We start from the raw sequence: 15709 nt of genomic DNA on the forward strand, positions 1-15709 counted from the left end.
GATTTACCACCATAAACTCATCATATGCACTTAGGTAAAGTCCCTCTATTGAAGATAATAAGCCATTAATGTATCCTCTCCATAAGAACCATCTTCATATTTAATTTGCTTCCGTTGTCTACCTTCTTCTATAAAACCAGTACGTTTGTATACTTTAATAGCCCTATCATTAACAGAAACGATCCCTAAGCAAATTTTTTCTAAACCTTTCTGCTTTTTAGCCCAATTAACAAGAAATTTTATTAATTTGGTACCGATACCTTGATTGCAACATTCCTCTCTGATACCCATTCCCATTGTTCCTACATGTTTTAAGCGTTCTTGTTTGTAACGATTGAAAATCAAAAAGCCGACTACTGCACCTTCCATCTCACTTACTATATAAAGATTTCCATCCTCAACACTTTTCAATATTTTTTCTCTTTCTTTATTCACATTATCAGGTATTTTATTTGGAGAAGATATAAAAAACTTTGTCGTAGCTGCTGATAAAATGATTTCCTTTCTAATAGCAATAAATGATTCAGCATCAGATTCTTTTGCTAATCGTATCACATCATCACCACTTATCTTTTTTCAGTAAACCTTCAGGAAAGTGAAAGTGTTTTAGGAAATGTATGTTATGATATGCCTTCTTTTCATCCAAAATTATATTCTATAGAAACATATAAAATCTCTTTTTCTTATTATTTTAAAAATTTTGTATATTAATTGAAAGAATAACAAAATCGTGATAAAATTGTGTTACAAATGTATCTGTATATTCACGATTTTTAACAAAAAATACTGTGTTACAAAACGTACAAATTTTGCAAAGTTATTTACATCATGTTCTCTTTTCTTACAATTTCTTTACTTTAGAACATTTTTTCTGCAACAACTATTTTCTTTTCTTTAGATTTTTGGTATGTATAGTATGGGTATAACAGCTCGCATGGAGGTGGAAAAAACATGTTAGAAACCTTTCAAAAGGAATTAGAACTATACGAAAATAATGCAGAATTACTGAAAGTTCTTGCTCACCCTGTTCGTTTATGTATTGTAAAAGGATTGATCGAACGCGGTCCAAGCAATGTTTCGACAATGTACACAGGATTAAATATGCCACAATCCACAATTTCACAACATTTAGCGAAATTAAAAAGCGCTAAAATCGTTTCTAGTGAAAGAAAAGGATTGGAAATTTACTACAAAGTAGAAAATGAAACAATTATCCAACTTGTTCGTGTATTACTAGGTTAGGGGTAACCAAACAAAAAGGACGTATTCTATATTTTCTATCTCATATCTTTAATATAAATATATATCATGAGAGAAAATATACAATACTACATATCCTAAAGTCGTATCAAAAAACAAGACGCAGAATCATTCTGTGTCTTGTTTTTTTCTATATATGTAAATAATGCTTTAAATCAAAATGTGGCATTCCTTTTTTTTGCATAACAACATCAAAAGCATCGCTTATTCCCCCATGTAAAATCATAGAACGAACCGCTCGATTTTGTTTCTGTTTCTCAGAAAAAGGATCGGAATCTTGATGACTAACAAGTTGTTCTAATATACCTGCCGCAAGTAAAAACCCCCTTTGTTTTGTATGCCACACTGTATGAAGACTGCTTTCTTCTCCTATTTTCTTCAATTCATCCCAATGAATATGCGCTGTAATATCCATTTCACCTGGATAATTCAGAGGGTTCTGAATGAGCCTATGGTCATAATATCCCCTTAGACTCCCTTCATGATGCGCAGGACGCATCCACTCCGCCTTTGTATATCCATAATCAACCGTGATGAATAAGCCTTCCTTGAGCCATCCTATAATCTCTTGTAAATAGGTTTCCATTGCTATTGGTACTTCAAAGCGCTGTCCTTCATAAAGCTCAATCTTATGTCTTCGTAAATAGCATCGTATTACTTCTTGTTCTAACGGCCGCAATACTTCTGTAAGTTCCCGCTGCTCCGTATACGTAATACGAACTTCATACAAAATACCAGCTCGCTTCTCTATCACTTCAACAGGAAACGCATCAAACAATTCGTTTGAAAAAACGATTCCTGTAAAAGACTCCCCTAATTCCTTATAGGACTTGTACTGCGAAATATTTTGAAATGAACCAAGTTGACGTTTTTGCAACCTTCTATGAAAAGGACTCACTTCAATAATAGAATATCGTAACTCTGTATAGGTTACTGGAGATAACTGTTTCCATTCCTGTAAAACATCATAAGCAAATCTCCCTGTTCCCCCTCCAATTTCACAAACATTCGGGGGGATCTCTCCATTTTGGACAAGTCGAATAAAAAAACGAGCGAACGTCCTTGCAAATACCGAAGAAATATTACTACTCGTAAAAAAGTCACCATTTCTTCCGATTTTCTCACGTTCTTTCATATAATATCCGTACTCCTCATCATACAGTGCAAGGTTCATATATGTACTATATGAAATCGAATAATCCTTTTCTTTTTCCATCCATTTTCTTAAAACGAGCTCCATCCCCATATAGCTCCTTATTGTAAAAACGGATTATTTTCTTTTTCGAAACCAATATTTGTTTCTGGACCATGTCCACATAATACTGCTGTGTCATCTGGCAGTACAAATAATTTTTCTTCAATGCTTCCAATTAATTCTGCAAAACTTCCACCTGGTAAATCTGTTCGACCAATACTCATTTGGAATAATACATCTCCTGAAAATACAGCATTTGCCTCTTTGCAATAATATGAAATACTGCCTGGAGAATGCCCTGGCGTCTCAAACATTTCAAATGTAAAAGATCCAATCGTTAACATTCCTTCGCCTTCAATAATTTGATCAGCTGGTTTCGCTGTAATACTTCGATTCATCATAAAAATTTGCGAACCATTTACAGTCGCATCTCCTAACCAATCCACTTCTTCTTTATGTACATATACTGGGATATGAAAAGCATCTCTCACAGCATCAACTGCACCAATATGATCGAAATGAGCATGTGTTAATAAAACAGCCAGCGGCTTTAATTGTTCTTCTTGTAAATACGTTACAAGCTTCTCTCCTTCACTACCTGGATCAAAAATAATACATTCTTTTTGATCATTACTTAAAATATATGCATTTGTTTGTAATGGCCCTAATGGCATTTGTATCCATTTCATTTTTAAATCTCCTCCAGTTATTGAACTTACTTTTATGATACAACACTTCTTCCCCTTAGGAAAAGAAACGATGCTATCTCGACAATCATTTCTAAAACATGTACAATAAAAAAGAAGAAATATTGCAAAAACTCAAACGAAAGAATGAGAGAGCAGAGGGGGATCATATATGGGTCTTGTTATCATTTTTGCGCTAGTCACTCTCTTAGCTGTATTCGCAACCCTTAGAACGTTACGTGAAAAAAATTTACTAGCAGGCGGTTTTGCTGTTGCAACTGTACTTGTTTTTGGTTGGTTTACAGTCATGACTGTCCTTTATAGCGGGTACCCACCAGCTCATTAATTCACTTACAGTTCTATTTCCCATCAAGATTTTGCATAAAAAAAGAGGAAGGGATCTCCCTTCCTCTTCTCATTATTTTGCAAATACCAGTAGTCTCATCTTAATTCCGATTCGCCCTGACTGATTCTATTCTTTTTACTTCATAACTTCATATTTATGCTTCTTCACAAGCCAAGCTCCACCAATTACACCAGCATCATTCCCAAGCGTTGCAATTGCTAGCTTCGTGCTCTTAACAGCACGAGAAAATGCATATTGTGCAAAATAGCGCTGAATTGGTTGTAACAATGCATCACCAGCTTTAGATACACCACCGCCAATTACAATCTTTTCTGGATTTAACGTACTAGAAAGATTTGCTACAGCTAACCCTAAATAAGAAGCTACTTTTTCTACAACTTGTTCCGCTAAAGCGTCACCTTGTTCAAGCGCTTCAAATACATCTTTAGATGTAATACGTCCCTCTTCTTCTAACATAGAGTGAAGTATGCTTGGTTCATCTGTACCTTGTAATTTTTGCATAGCAACACGTACAATACCTGTTGCTGAAGCTACTGTTTCTAGACAGCCAGATTTCCCGCAGTTACAAGGAAATCCATTTTCTGTTACGACTGTAATATGTCCGATTTCACCAGCAGCACCACTTACACCGTGCACGATCTCACCATTTGCAATTACACCGCCGCCAACACCAGTTCCAAGCGTCATACAAACTAGATCTTTTGCTCCCTCACCAGCACCTTTCCACATTTCACCAAGCGCTGCTAAGTTTGCATCATTATCAACCACAACAGGTAAGCCTGTTTCTACTTCTAATAAATCTTTTAATGGATAGTTTTTCCACCCTAAATTAACAGCTTCATAAATCATACCAGAAGCGACATGCACAGGTCCAGGAGCGCCCATACCAATACCAATTAGCTTGCTCTTTAATTCTCCTAGTTCTTCTAACTTTTTATCAATTGCTTTCGCTACATCTAATGTAATATGTTTGCCTTGCTCACTTGTATTCGTTGGGATTTCCCACTTATGTAAAATTTCACCATAAACATTGATAAATGCTAATTTAATCGTTGTCCCGCCAAGGTCAACACCAACTAACCACTTTTCTTCCATTTTTGCTAACCTACCTTTATCTAATTCTTGCTCATCTCTTTTTGAATCTCTTGTTTCAATAAAAATAAAGCTGTTTGATAGTCTTTTGGCTCAATCAACTGTGATTGATTTAATTCACGCAATTCATCTTGCATTAATTGTAAATCAGCGATTCGATCACCTGTATAAATGATTGTTCCAAATTTTTTTAGCAATTGCTGAATATCATAAATTGATATCATTTCATCACCCTCTATGTCCACTTATTATGGAAATATAATAAGAAAACGTTCACATATTTTATTATAATCAACAAGAAAAAGTCTCGTCAATTTTTATTTGTCTATACAAGTCCATTTTGAAGAATTGTTTCTTTTTCTGTAATAATTTTTTGTACATTTTGATCAAACGACTCTGTTGGAATATAACTTACAATTTGAAAATCAAAAGCTAATGATAACGTTTTCCCTTCATACTGCAGCAGATAACGATCATAATAACCACCGCCGTACCCAATACGTTCCCCTCGTCTTGTATACGCAACTCCGGGTACAAACAGAAGATCAATTTCATTTGCTTCTGTTTCTACTGTTAGCGCAGGAATTGGTTCACGCAAGCTCATATATACTGTTTCTAATTGATCAAAATTTGTAATTTGACGAAAGATCATTGTTCTTGTCTCTCTATTACACTTTGGTACAACAACTTTTTTTCCTTCTCGCCATGCTTGTTCAATAATTACATATGTATTCACTTCATGTTCCATCGAAAGAGTAATTCCGATTGTTTCCGCTTCTCTCCACTCTTTTTGTTCATATAAAGAAAATACAATTTGTTCTGATAAAGTTTTGTGCTGTTCTTTCGATAAAAAATTCATTTGCTCTACTATTTTCTTACGTAAACGTACCTTCTCCTCTTTCACACGCTTTTCCCCCTATAAAGTGATCCTTTACTTACTTTATAATTATTAATCGCAAAAATGAATTTTGTTCTTGTAAACAGTCTATCATTTTTTTCATGTATCATCACTTTTCAATAAGGGTTATAACCATAGTAAAAAAAAAGAAACAGTAGGAAATCTCCTACTGCTTACTTTGTTTCACGGTGTAACGTAGACTTCTTGTCACGCTTGCAATACTTTTTAAGCTCAAGGCGCTCCGTGTTGTTACGTTTATTTTTCTTTGAGATATAGTTACGATCTCCGCATTCTGTACATGCTAGAGTAATATTCACACGCATTCTTATTTCCCTCCAGTCACTAATAACTTAAATCAGACTATACTATAATACCACTTTTAAAATAAAAATTCTACACCTTTTGATATTGTCTAATTTTTTCTATAAGAGTTTTCATATTTTCCTTTGCTATTACTGGGTTTCTCGCGTGTGAATATACAAGAAATTTAGGATGTTTTGCATCAGAAACAATATAAGACCACTCTTTTTCTGTATATTTAAATTGGATTCCCTCTAATACTTCGACTTCTCTTTTTTCCATATCTTGCAATAACATTCCCATTACTTTCCCTTTCTCTTTCCACGAGCAAACAACTTCATCACATAATAAGTAAAGGGGTGGTGATTGCTCTAACATCGTCGACAAAGTATTTCCTTGCCGAGCAATTAGTTCGAATAATTTTCCAATCCGATATAAAATATCTTGCTGCCATCTCATCTGAAACTTACTTTGTTCACCATACATATAAAAAAGAAGATAGCACTCTCCTAATTTTAACGATAATGGATAAACACTTTCTGTCGTCTCAAGTAATAAATCAGGCACATCGATTTCTTCACAATTTGCACTTTGGTAAATCCCACCATGATTATCATATAATTCAAATTTATTTCCTTGTTCATAAAACATAAGAGCCATATGAGCTCTACTTGATTTCATTAACAATTTAACATGTTCTTTTTGCTCACTAGCATAAACCCATGTAATTGTGCAACCTAGTTTTCGCAAGAAGGATATGAGTAGGGACTGAAACATTTCATCTCTTTTATTAATAAGAAGGTGAAATGTTTGCTTTTGTATCGTTTCGATATCCAAATACACTAATACAGATTCAACATATTTCTCTAAACAAACATGTACCGTTTCATTTCGTCCTATGTCTTTATCATATACATAATGAAATGCTTCTGACATATACAAGTGTTCCATTTCTTTTTGCTGTTTATACGATAACCTTATGCCTTCCTTACCATACAGTTGAATGACAATTCCTTCTTCTTGTTCAAAGCGAATAAAAATGCCCCCTGCACATTCGAGTTCATTGATCGCATACCGAAAGGCCGAATCGTTCATTTCTTGACATTCCATCGTATACAAGCCAACACTATGAATTGCATGTAGAAATAACTTTTTAAAAATATCAACTTTTACATCATCATATCCTCCTATCAATATACGCTCCCCTTTTGAAAAAAGAGAGCCATATGCCATTGCTATTTTTACAACAACTTGAGGTGTCATTTCTATATTACCCCTACCTACTACCCGGCTTTTTTGCAGCCAACCTGAGTTTTTTTCATTTTCAGTAATTCCTGACGAGGCAATAATAGAATGACTATCAACAACTTTATTAGGCCATATTTTCCCATTGTGTTGTATCACTGTATTTTTTCCAATCTGGCAACGGTCTGCTACCACACTTTTCTCAAATAAAGTTACATCATCTTTAATCATCGCATTTTCTCCAACGGTCGCTTCTAATAGCTCACAGCGTTTTCCTACATACGTATGGGCAAGAACAATACTTTTTTGGACATGCGTATGATCTAATATTGTGCTGCACTTACCGATAATTGAATATGGCTCAATTATTACCCCCGCTCCGATGGACGCTCCTTCTCCGATAAAAGATGGACCGTGAATTTTTGTTCCCTTTTCAATAGTTACCCCTTCTCCCATCCAAACCATCGGTAGTACTTCCGTATAAGAAATGGGTACCTGTACTTTCTTTGTAAGTAAGTCAAAATGAGCCTGCCGATATTGATCTAATGTACCAATATCTAACCAGTAGCCTTGCGCTACATATCCAAAGAGTGCTTTTTTATTTTCCAGCAAAGGAAAGACATGGTGACTAAAATCAAAAAACTGCGCTGATGAAATATAAGAAAAAATTTCGGGGTCCATAATATAAATGCCTGTATTTACAATATTTGAAATCACTTCGTTCCAACTCGGTTTTTCCATGTAACGTATAATTTCATGCTCTCTATTCATAACGACCGAACCAAATGATAGTGGGTTTTCCACTTCCTTCACAAACATTGTGACCAGTCTATTCCTGCATTGATGGAATTCAATTCCTTTCGATAAATTAAAATCCGTCAATGCATCTCCACTAATTACAACAAATGGCTCATCTAAAAACGCTTCTGCTTGTTTAATGCTTCCTGCCGTACCAAGCGGTGGCGAATCTTCGAAATATTGCAACTTCACTCCCCATTTACTTCCATCACCAAAATACCGCCTAATTGCCGTACTCATATATTGAACTGTAATTGCAATCTCATGAATACCATGCTGCCTTAGTAACTCAATATTGTATTCTATCACTGGTTTTTCAAGTAATGGTAACATTGGCTTTGGAAGATTACATGTTAACGGTCTAAGACGCCTTCCTTTTCCTCCAGCTAAAATAACCCCCTTCATATACATTCATCCTCCACGTTTATAATGTTGAACGACCTTGTATATCATATGTATGTCACTTATGTAGAAATTAACCTTTTCACTTCACTGAACCACATTAGTAAGCGCTTACTTTGTAGCTTAATACTGTAAAATTTTAATCAGTGGCGTTTTTCCTTGTCCTTCACTGAGTGTCTACCTTCACCAATCAAGTTTTTTACAGGATAAACAATCACTTCCTATATTATTCCATATCATATTATGATACATCTTATCATCATAGAGAGGACAAGACAACGAGCTTTTTTTGTCATGTTTTGACTAAAAAAGCAAGTGATATTCCATCACTTGCTAACATTTTTTCCTATTCATTTAATAAATAATGTTTTCCTTTCACCAAGTAAAAAACATTCTCGGCAATATTCGTAATGTGATCTGCTACACGCTCAATGTAACGTGCAATAAAAGATAATTGTGTAATTTGCGTAATCGCTTCAGGATGTTCAGGGATAGAGGAAATAAATTCACGAATCGCTCTCCCGTATATTTCGTCAACAGAATCATCCATTTCCGCAATTTGTTTTGCAGAAGTTAAATTTTCTTCTTGATATGCTTCTAACGATAAATTTAACATATCCATGGCAATCGTAAACATTTGTTCCAGACTATGCAAGCTAACAGATACATCTTTTTCTCCGAGCCGAATTGTTGATTTAGCAATATTTACGGCATGATCTGCAATACGTTCTAAATCTGTTGCTGTCTTAATCGAAACAAAAATTCTTCGCAGATCGCTTGCAACAGGTTGCTGTTTTGTAATTAGCATAAGTGCAAGGTCATTAATTTCTTCTTCTAAATTATCCATACGGTAATCACCATCAATGACTTCTAGCGCTTTTTCTACATCTTTCTTCTGAAGCCCTTCCATAGAACAAGAAAGGGCTTCTCTTGCCAATTCTCCAAGTTCAATTACCTTTTGCTGCAATGTGTGTAAATCATAATGAAATTGCTCCCTTACCATGTTGTTTCCCCCTTTAGCTGTTACATATATGAAAACTCCCGCCACTTAGCTCCTTTGGATCTTGAAGTGGGGGTTTCTCGTGTGTCTCCTCTAACAGATGCGTAACACGAGTGGAGCTGACACAGTTACCTGATGGCACAACCCCTCTATTTCATTGGCAAACGCCTTTGGAACCACTTTTTTAATATATTGTACAAAGCGTACAAGAATGCGGTTACTAGCAATTCAGCTCCCCGCTCAAGGACTGTGCTGAGCATAGTCCTTGAGCGGGGAGTTTTCTTACTTGATTTTTGATAAAATGATAAAAGCCCCTTATAAAGGGGCTTTTACTCCCAAAAACATTAACCAAATCGTCCCGTGATATAATCTTCTGTTCGTTTATCTGTAGGAGTAGTGAATAATTTGTTTGTATCTGTATATTCAACAACTTCACCGCTTAGGAAGAACGCTGTTTTATCAGAGATACGTGCCGCTTGTTGCATATTATGCGTCACAATTACAATACTAAAATCTTTCTTTAGCTCTTGAATCAATTCTTCAACTTTCAATGTAGAAATTGGATCCAATGCTGATGTCGGTTCATCCATTAAGATTACATCCGGTTCAATCGCTAAACAACGCGCGATACATAAACGCTGTTGTTGTCCACCAGATAAACCATATGCATTATCGTGTAATCGATCTTTTAATTCATTCCAAATCGCTGCACCACGTAAACTTTTTTCAACAATTGCATCAAGTGTCTTCTTATCACGAATACCATGAATCTTTGGACCATAGGCAACATTCTCATAGATAGATTTCGGAAATGGATTTGGCTTTTGGAACACCATTCCAACATGCGTACGTAATTCTTCAACAGGATATGACTTATCAAAAATATTTCGATCTCGATATTCAATTACTCCCGTTGTGCGAACGATAGGTACTAGCTCTACCATACGGTTTAACGTTTTTAAATATGTTGATTTTCCACAACCACTCGGTCCAATAATTGCTGTTACTTCATTCTCATGAATACTTAAATTAACATCTTTTAATGCATGATCTTCTCCATACCATAAATTTAAATTTTTTGTATCGAATACAACCTTCTTCGTTGCTGACTCAATTTTCTCTTCATTTTTCACCTGTACATTTACTACTGTTGCTACCATTTTGAATTCCCCTTTCATCCACTACTTACGATTTCTTAACCATAAGACAACCACATTTATAATGAGCAACAATCCTAATAAAACGATCATACCGGCTGCTGCTACATGCTGAAACTCCTCTTGCGGCCTACTCATCCAATTAAAAATTTGAATCGGTAAAACTGTAAATCTATCAAACATGTTAAGCGGAATATAATTAGCAAAAGCAAGCGCCCCAATGACTAATAATGGTGCCGCTTCTCCGATTGCCCTCGATAAAGCCAAAACACATCCCGTTAAAATTCCTGGTAAGGCAGTTGGTACTACAATTTGATACATTGTTTGCCATTTTGTAGCACCGACACCATATGAGGCTTCTAACAAAGAGCTTGGCACCATACGAATTGCTTCTTGACTCGACACAACAACAGTTGGTAACACAAGAAGACTCATCGTAAACGCCGCTGTTACTATACTCTCACCTAACTGAAGACCATATACAAAAATTGTTAAACCAAGCAATCCAAACACAACAGATGGCACCCCCGCTAATGTTTGAATATTTAATTCTACGATTCTTGTGAATACAGATTGTCTTGCATAATGCTCTAAATAAAGAGCTGTACCTACTCCAAATATAAAGGAAACTGGTACTACTATACTCATAAATACAATTGTTCCTGACAATGCAGCTGCAATACCAGCTTGCTTTGGATTACGCGAAGCAAAGTTCATAAAAAAATCTATCGAAAGATAACTTATACCTTTTTCAAAGATTTGATAAAGTAATAAAATTAGTATGCAAATAGAAAATAGCATTGTCATATAAGAAATTGACTTATATATTTGATCCTTCCAAAAACGCGTTGCCATATTTTCTTTTATTCTCTTATGATTCAGCATTCGCATCTTATATCGCCTTTCTAAAACGGTGCATAATCTGCTGCGAAATCGTATTCATCATGAATGTAAACATAAGTAACGTCGCGCCTACAGCGTACATACTATAGTATGCGATCGTTCCATGGGGGGCATCACCTAAGCTTACTTGCACAATATAAGCCGTTAACGTTTGAATGGAGTGCGTCGGATCTATAGATACATTGGGCGTTGAACCTCCAGCAATGACAACAATCATCGTTTCACCAATCGCACGTGAAGCTGCTAATAGGATTGCAGCCATAATACCGGTAAATGCAGCTGGAAACACAACCTTTCGTACAGTTTCAAAACGCGTTGCACCTAGCCCAAGTGAAGCCTCTTTTATTCCTTTAGATACAGCTCCCATTGCATCTTCAGAAAGAGAAGCGATTGTTGGAACCATCATAATTCCTATAACAATGCCTGGACTAATTGCATTAAAGAACTGTAAATCCGGAATGACACGCTGCAAGGCCGGTGTGACAATCGTTAAAGCAAAAAATCCATATACAATTGTAGGAATACCTGCTAGTAGTTCTAAAATGGGCTTTAACACTTTTCTAACAAAGTGTGAAGCATATTCATTTAAAAATACGGCACATCCTAGTCCAATTGGAATAGCTACTATCATAGCGATTGTTGTTACAAGTAAGGTCCCACATATAAGAGGAAGTATCCCAAACTTAGGCTCTTCAAAAAATGGTAACCATTCTTTTTCAGTAAAAAAAGAATACATTGATATTTCACGAAAAAACATAATTGTTTCATTCGCTAGCGTAATAACAATACCGATTGTTGTTATAATAGATACGCTAGCAATTGCCTTTAATAGTAACGGAACCATTCGATTGATTCGCTGCGTTTTTTTTCTTTTGATTGTATTTCTTTCAATCAAATGTTGCACAGAAAATGTAAATTGACTTTTGTCATTTCGAGCCAAAGATGAAAACCCCTTCCCATCCTGACATTATCTTTTTATTTCTGTTAACATTCGCAGCTGTTCACTATATTTCTTTTGTGGTAATTTAACATATCCGACTTCTTCAGCAAGTCCGCCCACATGTTGCATCATAAACACCACATACTCTGCCACACTGCTTTTATTTCGAATCGAAGCATGGTTTACATAAGCAAATAGCGGCCTAGACAATGGCTTATAAACACCAGATTGAATGTTTGCTTTCGTTGGTGGTACACCATTTACTTTTACGGCTTTTACCTTATCCCGATTCGCCATATAGTACGCATATCCCACAAATGCAATTGCATTTTTATCATTCATTACCCCTTGCATAATGACTTGATCATCTTCAGATAAAGCAACTGTTTTTGCAAGACGATTGTTTCGCAAGACAACACTTTGAAAATAATCATACGTACCGGAATCAACACCTGGCGCATAAAATTGCACCTTTTCGTGCGGCCATTTCGGATGAATATGTGACCATCGTTTCGTTCTCCCATCTTCGCTCCATAATAGACGTAATTCTTCTATTGTCATATTATCAGCCCATGTATTTTGACGATTCACAATGATTGTGAGGCCATCATAAGCAATTTCAAATGGTGTAAACTGGATGGAATTTTCCTTCATAAAATTTTCTTCTACTTGTTTCACCTGGCGCGATGCATTATTAATATCTACTTCGCCTTTGCCAAAACGATGAAACCCTCCTCCTGTCCCAGATATACTAATAGAAATTTTCACACGTGGTTCTTTTTTTGTGTACTCTTCCGCTATAGCTTCCATAATTGGAAAAACAGTTGAGGATCCATCAATTCTCACTTCCCTCACATCATTAGCAGCGGATGGAGTAGACACATATAAAAAAATGAAACATGTCGATATTGCTAAAATCTTGATAGATTTTTTTGTCCATTTCACGTGTAGCTCCTCCTAGAAGTATCCTGGAGTAACAGGATTACAGATATAAGAATAATGCCCAACTATTAATTCGGTTTTAATAATTTGTAAAAGTTTTGTAAAGTTCAACATAATGTGGAGGAATACGATACTTCTTTCTCATTTTCACTTCTTTTCTCAAAAGTAAATATATGGCCGGTCATACTATGAGAGAGTTCACTTTTCCAACCCCCTATTTCGCGTATAGGATATGCTCGTCCACAATTACTAAAACCTATGCATAAAATACAAAAAAAAGCACACTATCTTTTAAAATAGTGTGCCAAATTCACATATTTTTATTCTTTTTTACCTTTTTCATCTTTTGGTGCTTCACCTGTTACTTCTTGTTTTTTTAAGTCAAAGTAAGCATCCATAATTTCACGACCGATATTTCCGTTAATTCCAGACTTATCATCATGTACCCATGGAACAACAACAGAGAATGCAACTTCTGGATTATCAAGCGGCGCATATCCTACTAACGTTAAGTTATAAGTTGGTACCGGTTCACCTTTTGTATTTCTTCCAATATCTTTATTGCCACCATAAAACGTTTGTGCTGTTCCTGTTTTTCCGGCAGCTGTATATTTTGCACCTGTAAAGTATTTTGTACCTGTACCACCTGAATCATTAAACACTTGTCTAAATCCTTCTTGCACACGCTGGATTTGATCTTCAGGCATATCAATGCGATTTAATACTTTTGGTTCCATCGATTGAATCACTTTCCCAACTTCATCTGGCTTAGATGTTGGTTGACGAATTTCTTTTACGATTTGCGGTTGCATACGATAGCCGCCATTTGCAATTGTAGAAACATACTGTACAAGTTGAAGCGGTGTATACGTATCATACTGCCCGATTGCTAAGTCTAATAAGAAACCTGGTTGAAGACCTGGACCTCTCTGACCAGATATTTCGTTTGGTAAGTCAATTCCTGTTTTCACGCCAAGCCCAAACTGTCCAAAATAATAACGCATATCATCGAATGCCTTTTTCTTAATATCTAATGTACCACCTCTAACATATGGCACTCCAGCAATATTCATAGCTGTTTTAAACATATATACGTTAGAAGACATTTTCAAAGCGGTAAGGTCGTTAATACTGCCCATCGTTTTCCAAGAAGCTTTTTGCGGTGTACCTTTTAATTTAATCGGTTCATCCACTAGAACTGTTCCAGGCGTAATTGCTCCTGTTTGATATCCCGTTAGCACCGTAGCACCTTTCACAGTTGAGCCCATCGGATACGCACTTGTCATTGTTCCTAATGCGTAATCTTTTATCTCTTTCGTTCCATTTTCGTCTACGATTTGTTTCCCAGCCATAGATAAAACTTCACCATTTTTCGGATTCATCATCACAACAAATGCACGGTCTAAAAGTGGTTCTGCACCTGCATATTGCTTTAAATACTTCGTAAGGGTTTCTTCTACACGCTTTTGCAGTTCCATATCAATTGTTAAATTCAGGTCATTGCCTCGTTGACCTTTAGAAACGTTTATTGTTTCTAAAATATTTCCGTCTTTGTCTGTAACATTTCTCACTTCTGCTTTTGTACCATGAAGCGTATCCTCATATTGCTGTTCAATATAACTTTTACCAACGCGGTCGTTACGGTTATAATCTCGAACAAGAAAATAGTCTAGTCGTTCTCTTGGCAACCCTTCATCTGAGCTTGTTACACCACCAAGTACACTACGGAACATATCATCATAAGTGTATTTACGATCCCAATCAACTGTCGTATCTACACCTGGCAACAATGCTAAATTTTCACTAATGATTGCATATTCTTCTGTTGTTACATCTTTTTTTATGATTTGCGGTGTCATTGCATATCCGCCATCCATTTTACTCTTAATTGCAAGTATTTCTAAATCTTCGGGTGTTAATTGATTTATTTCTGCCTCTGTCACGCGATTACGCTGACGCTCTGCCATTTCTTTATCATCAATTTTCTTTGCTTTAAATTCAGCTTGGTCTTTCTTTGTAATCTTTTCCTTTGCCTCTTTTTCATGTAAAGAAAGCCAATAATCTTTTTTATCACGTTCTGTTAATTTATCTGGTGATACTTCAATTAGCTTCGCCAGTTTTTTCGCTGTTTCTAAACGTTCTTCCGAAGTTGAACCCTTCAGTCTTGTAAACGTAATGGTACGAACTGGGTTATTATCCACAACCGCACGACCATATCTATCAAAGATCTTTCCGCGTGGAACTGGATTACTTACTGTTGAGTTTTCCTTTTTTTCAACTTCATTTTTATAGTCCTCACCATGTACAATTTGTACCATTCCAAGCTTTACAATGATCGCTGAAAACATTAAAAACACACAAAAAAACAACACGTTAAGCCGAAACGGAACGTGGGTTTTCTTTTTTTTCTTCTTTTTACTCATACGAACCCCCTCTACCAACAGCTATGTAATAGGAAAGGGACACCTTATTATAGGTGTCCTCACTGCTGTTTTACATGTCTTTTTATTCTAGCATAAAATCC

16 protein-coding genes are annotated in these 15709 nt (G+C 35.9%); 2 read left to right on the top strand and 14 right to left on the bottom strand.

Annotated elements, in window-relative coordinates:
* Window positions 1-45 precede the first annotated feature (45 nt).
* Window positions 46-555: a GNAT family N-acetyltransferase gene (locus JDS96_RS09335; RefSeq protein WP_003200379.1), complete on the bottom strand. Its 510-nt coding sequence runs from the start codon at window positions 553-555 to the stop codon at window positions 46-48.
* A gap of 396 nt (window positions 556-951) precedes the next feature.
* Between JDS96_RS09335 and JDS96_RS09340 the strand changes: the two genes are divergently transcribed.
* On the top strand, window positions 952-1242 hold the full coding sequence (locus JDS96_RS09340) for an ArsR/SmtB family transcription factor (protein WP_000894376.1): 291 nt from the start codon (window positions 952-954) through the stop codon (window positions 1240-1242).
* Window positions 1243-1390: 148 nt separating this feature from the next.
* On the opposite strand, the gene JDS96_RS09345 is transcribed toward JDS96_RS09340, so the two are convergent.
* On the bottom strand, window positions 1391-2506 hold the full coding sequence (locus JDS96_RS09345; protein ID WP_199666660.1) for a class I SAM-dependent methyltransferase: 1116 nt from the start codon (window positions 2504-2506) through the stop codon (window positions 1391-1393).
* A gap of 8 nt (window positions 2507-2514) precedes the next feature.
* Window positions 2515-3144 (bottom strand): MBL fold metallo-hydrolase, encoded by a 630-nt coding sequence (locus tag JDS96_RS09350; protein ID WP_003200375.1) that lies wholly within the window; start codon window positions 3142-3144, stop codon window positions 2515-2517.
* Between the two features lie 169 nt (window positions 3145-3313).
* On the opposite strand from JDS96_RS09350, the gene JDS96_RS09355 reads away from it, so the two are divergent.
* Window positions 3314-3487, top strand: coding sequence for a DUF2759 domain-containing protein (locus JDS96_RS09355; protein ID WP_003200373.1), 174 nt, complete (start codon window positions 3314-3316; stop codon window positions 3485-3487).
* Between the two features lie 135 nt (window positions 3488-3622).
* Here the strand turns inward: JDS96_RS09355 and glcK are convergent, their stop codons facing one another.
* From glcK to JDS96_RS09410, 11 genes are all read right to left on the bottom strand, one after another.
* The gene (glcK, locus tag JDS96_RS09360; protein ID WP_003200371.1) at window positions 3623-4603 is read right to left on the bottom strand and encodes a glucokinase; all 981 of its coding nucleotides are present in this window, start codon (window positions 4601-4603) and stop codon (window positions 3623-3625) included.
* Between the two features lie 20 nt (window positions 4604-4623).
* The gene (locus tag JDS96_RS09365; protein WP_016116335.1) at window positions 4624-4824 is read right to left on the bottom strand and encodes a YqgQ family protein; all 201 of its coding nucleotides are present in this window, start codon (window positions 4822-4824) and stop codon (window positions 4624-4626) included.
* 101 nt (window positions 4825-4925) lie between these two features.
* Entirely contained in the window at window positions 4926-5504 is a 579-nt protein-coding gene (locus JDS96_RS09370; RefSeq protein ID WP_003200367.1) for a 5-formyltetrahydrofolate cyclo-ligase, read from the bottom strand.
* Between the two features lie 167 nt (window positions 5505-5671).
* Entirely contained in the window at window positions 5672-5821 is a 150-nt protein-coding gene (gene rpmG / locus JDS96_RS09375) for a 50S ribosomal protein L33 (RefSeq protein ID WP_001265618.1), read from the bottom strand.
* Between the two features lie 70 nt (window positions 5822-5891).
* Window positions 5892-8246, bottom strand: a complete 2355-nt coding sequence (locus JDS96_RS09380) for a sugar phosphate nucleotidyltransferase (RefSeq protein ID WP_018782562.1) — start codon at window positions 8244-8246, stop codon at window positions 5892-5894.
* Window positions 8247-8589: 343 nt separating this feature from the next.
* Complete coding sequence (phoU, locus tag JDS96_RS09385) at window positions 8590-9246, bottom strand: phosphate signaling complex protein PhoU (RefSeq protein WP_016116338.1); 657 nt, start codon at window positions 9244-9246, stop codon at window positions 8590-8592.
* A 341-nt stretch (window positions 9247-9587) separates the two neighbouring features.
* Complete coding sequence (gene pstB, locus JDS96_RS09390; protein ID WP_098017494.1) at window positions 9588-10403, bottom strand: phosphate ABC transporter ATP-binding protein; 816 nt, start codon at window positions 10401-10403, stop codon at window positions 9588-9590.
* Window positions 10404-10424: 21 nt separating this feature from the next.
* Window positions 10425-11291 carry a phosphate ABC transporter permease PstA gene (pstA, locus tag JDS96_RS09395; protein ID WP_006096005.1) on the bottom strand — a complete coding sequence of 289 codons (867 nt, stop codon included), beginning with the start codon at window positions 11289-11291 and terminating at the stop codon, window positions 10425-10427.
* 1 nt (window position 11292) lies between these two features.
* Entirely contained in the window at window positions 11293-12243 is a 951-nt protein-coding gene (gene pstC / locus JDS96_RS09400) for a phosphate ABC transporter permease subunit PstC (protein WP_199666661.1), read from the bottom strand.
* Window positions 12244-12270: 27 nt separating this feature from the next.
* Entirely contained in the window at window positions 12271-13188 is a 918-nt protein-coding gene (locus JDS96_RS09405) for a PstS family phosphate ABC transporter substrate-binding protein (RefSeq protein WP_199666662.1), read from the bottom strand.
* Window positions 13189-13505: 317 nt separating this feature from the next.
* A complete protein-coding gene (locus tag JDS96_RS09410; protein ID WP_199666663.1) occupies window positions 13506-15608 on the bottom strand; it encodes a peptidoglycan D,D-transpeptidase FtsI family protein in 2103 nt (700 codons plus the stop codon).
* Between the last annotated feature and the right edge of the window lie 101 nt (window positions 15609-15709).

It is taken from the genome of Bacillus cereus group sp. N21 (assembly GCF_016483395.1).
GTDB lineage: Bacteria > Bacillota > Bacilli > Bacillales > Bacillaceae_G > Bacillus_A > Bacillus_A pseudomycoides.

Bases quoted from the DNA above. Each gene is read 5' to 3' on its own strand.
- JDS96_RS09365 (WP_016116335.1), bottom strand. From the start codon at position 4,824: ATGATATCAATTTATGATATTCAGCAATTGCTAAAAAAATTTGGAACA.
- JDS96_RS09380 (WP_018782562.1), bottom strand. From the start codon at position 8,246: ATGAAGGGGGTTATTTTAGCTGGAGGAAAAGGAAGGCGTCTTAGACCG.
- JDS96_RS09345 (WP_199666660.1), bottom strand. From the start codon at position 2,506: ATGGGGATGGAGCTCGTTTTAAGAAAATGGATGGAAAAAGAAAAGGAT.
- pstA (WP_006096005.1), bottom strand. From the start codon at position 11,291: ATGCGAATGCTGAATCATAAGAGAATAAAAGAAAATATGGCAACGCGT.
- pstB (WP_098017494.1), bottom strand. From the start codon at position 10,403: ATGGTAGCAACAGTAGTAAATGTACAGGTGAAAAATGAAGAGAAAATT.
- JDS96_RS09340 (WP_000894376.1), top strand. From the start codon at position 952: ATGTTAGAAACCTTTCAAAAGGAATTAGAACTATACGAAAATAATGCA.
- glcK (WP_003200371.1), bottom strand. From the start codon at position 4,603: ATGGAAGAAAAGTGGTTAGTTGGTGTTGACCTTGGCGGGACAACGATT.
- JDS96_RS09355 (WP_003200373.1), top strand. From the start codon at position 3,314: ATGGGTCTTGTTATCATTTTTGCGCTAGTCACTCTCTTAGCTGTATTC.
- phoU (WP_016116338.1), bottom strand. From the start codon at position 9,246: ATGGTAAGGGAGCAATTTCATTATGATTTACACACATTGCAGCAAAAG.
- JDS96_RS09410 (WP_199666663.1), bottom strand. From the start codon at position 15,608: ATGAGTAAAAAGAAGAAAAAAAAGAAAACCCACGTTCCGTTTCGGCTT.
- JDS96_RS09350 (WP_003200375.1), bottom strand. From the start codon at position 3,144: ATGAAATGGATACAAATGCCATTAGGGCCATTACAAACAAATGCATAT.
- rpmG (WP_001265618.1), bottom strand. From the start codon at position 5,821: ATGCGTGTGAATATTACTCTAGCATGTACAGAATGCGGAGATCGTAAC.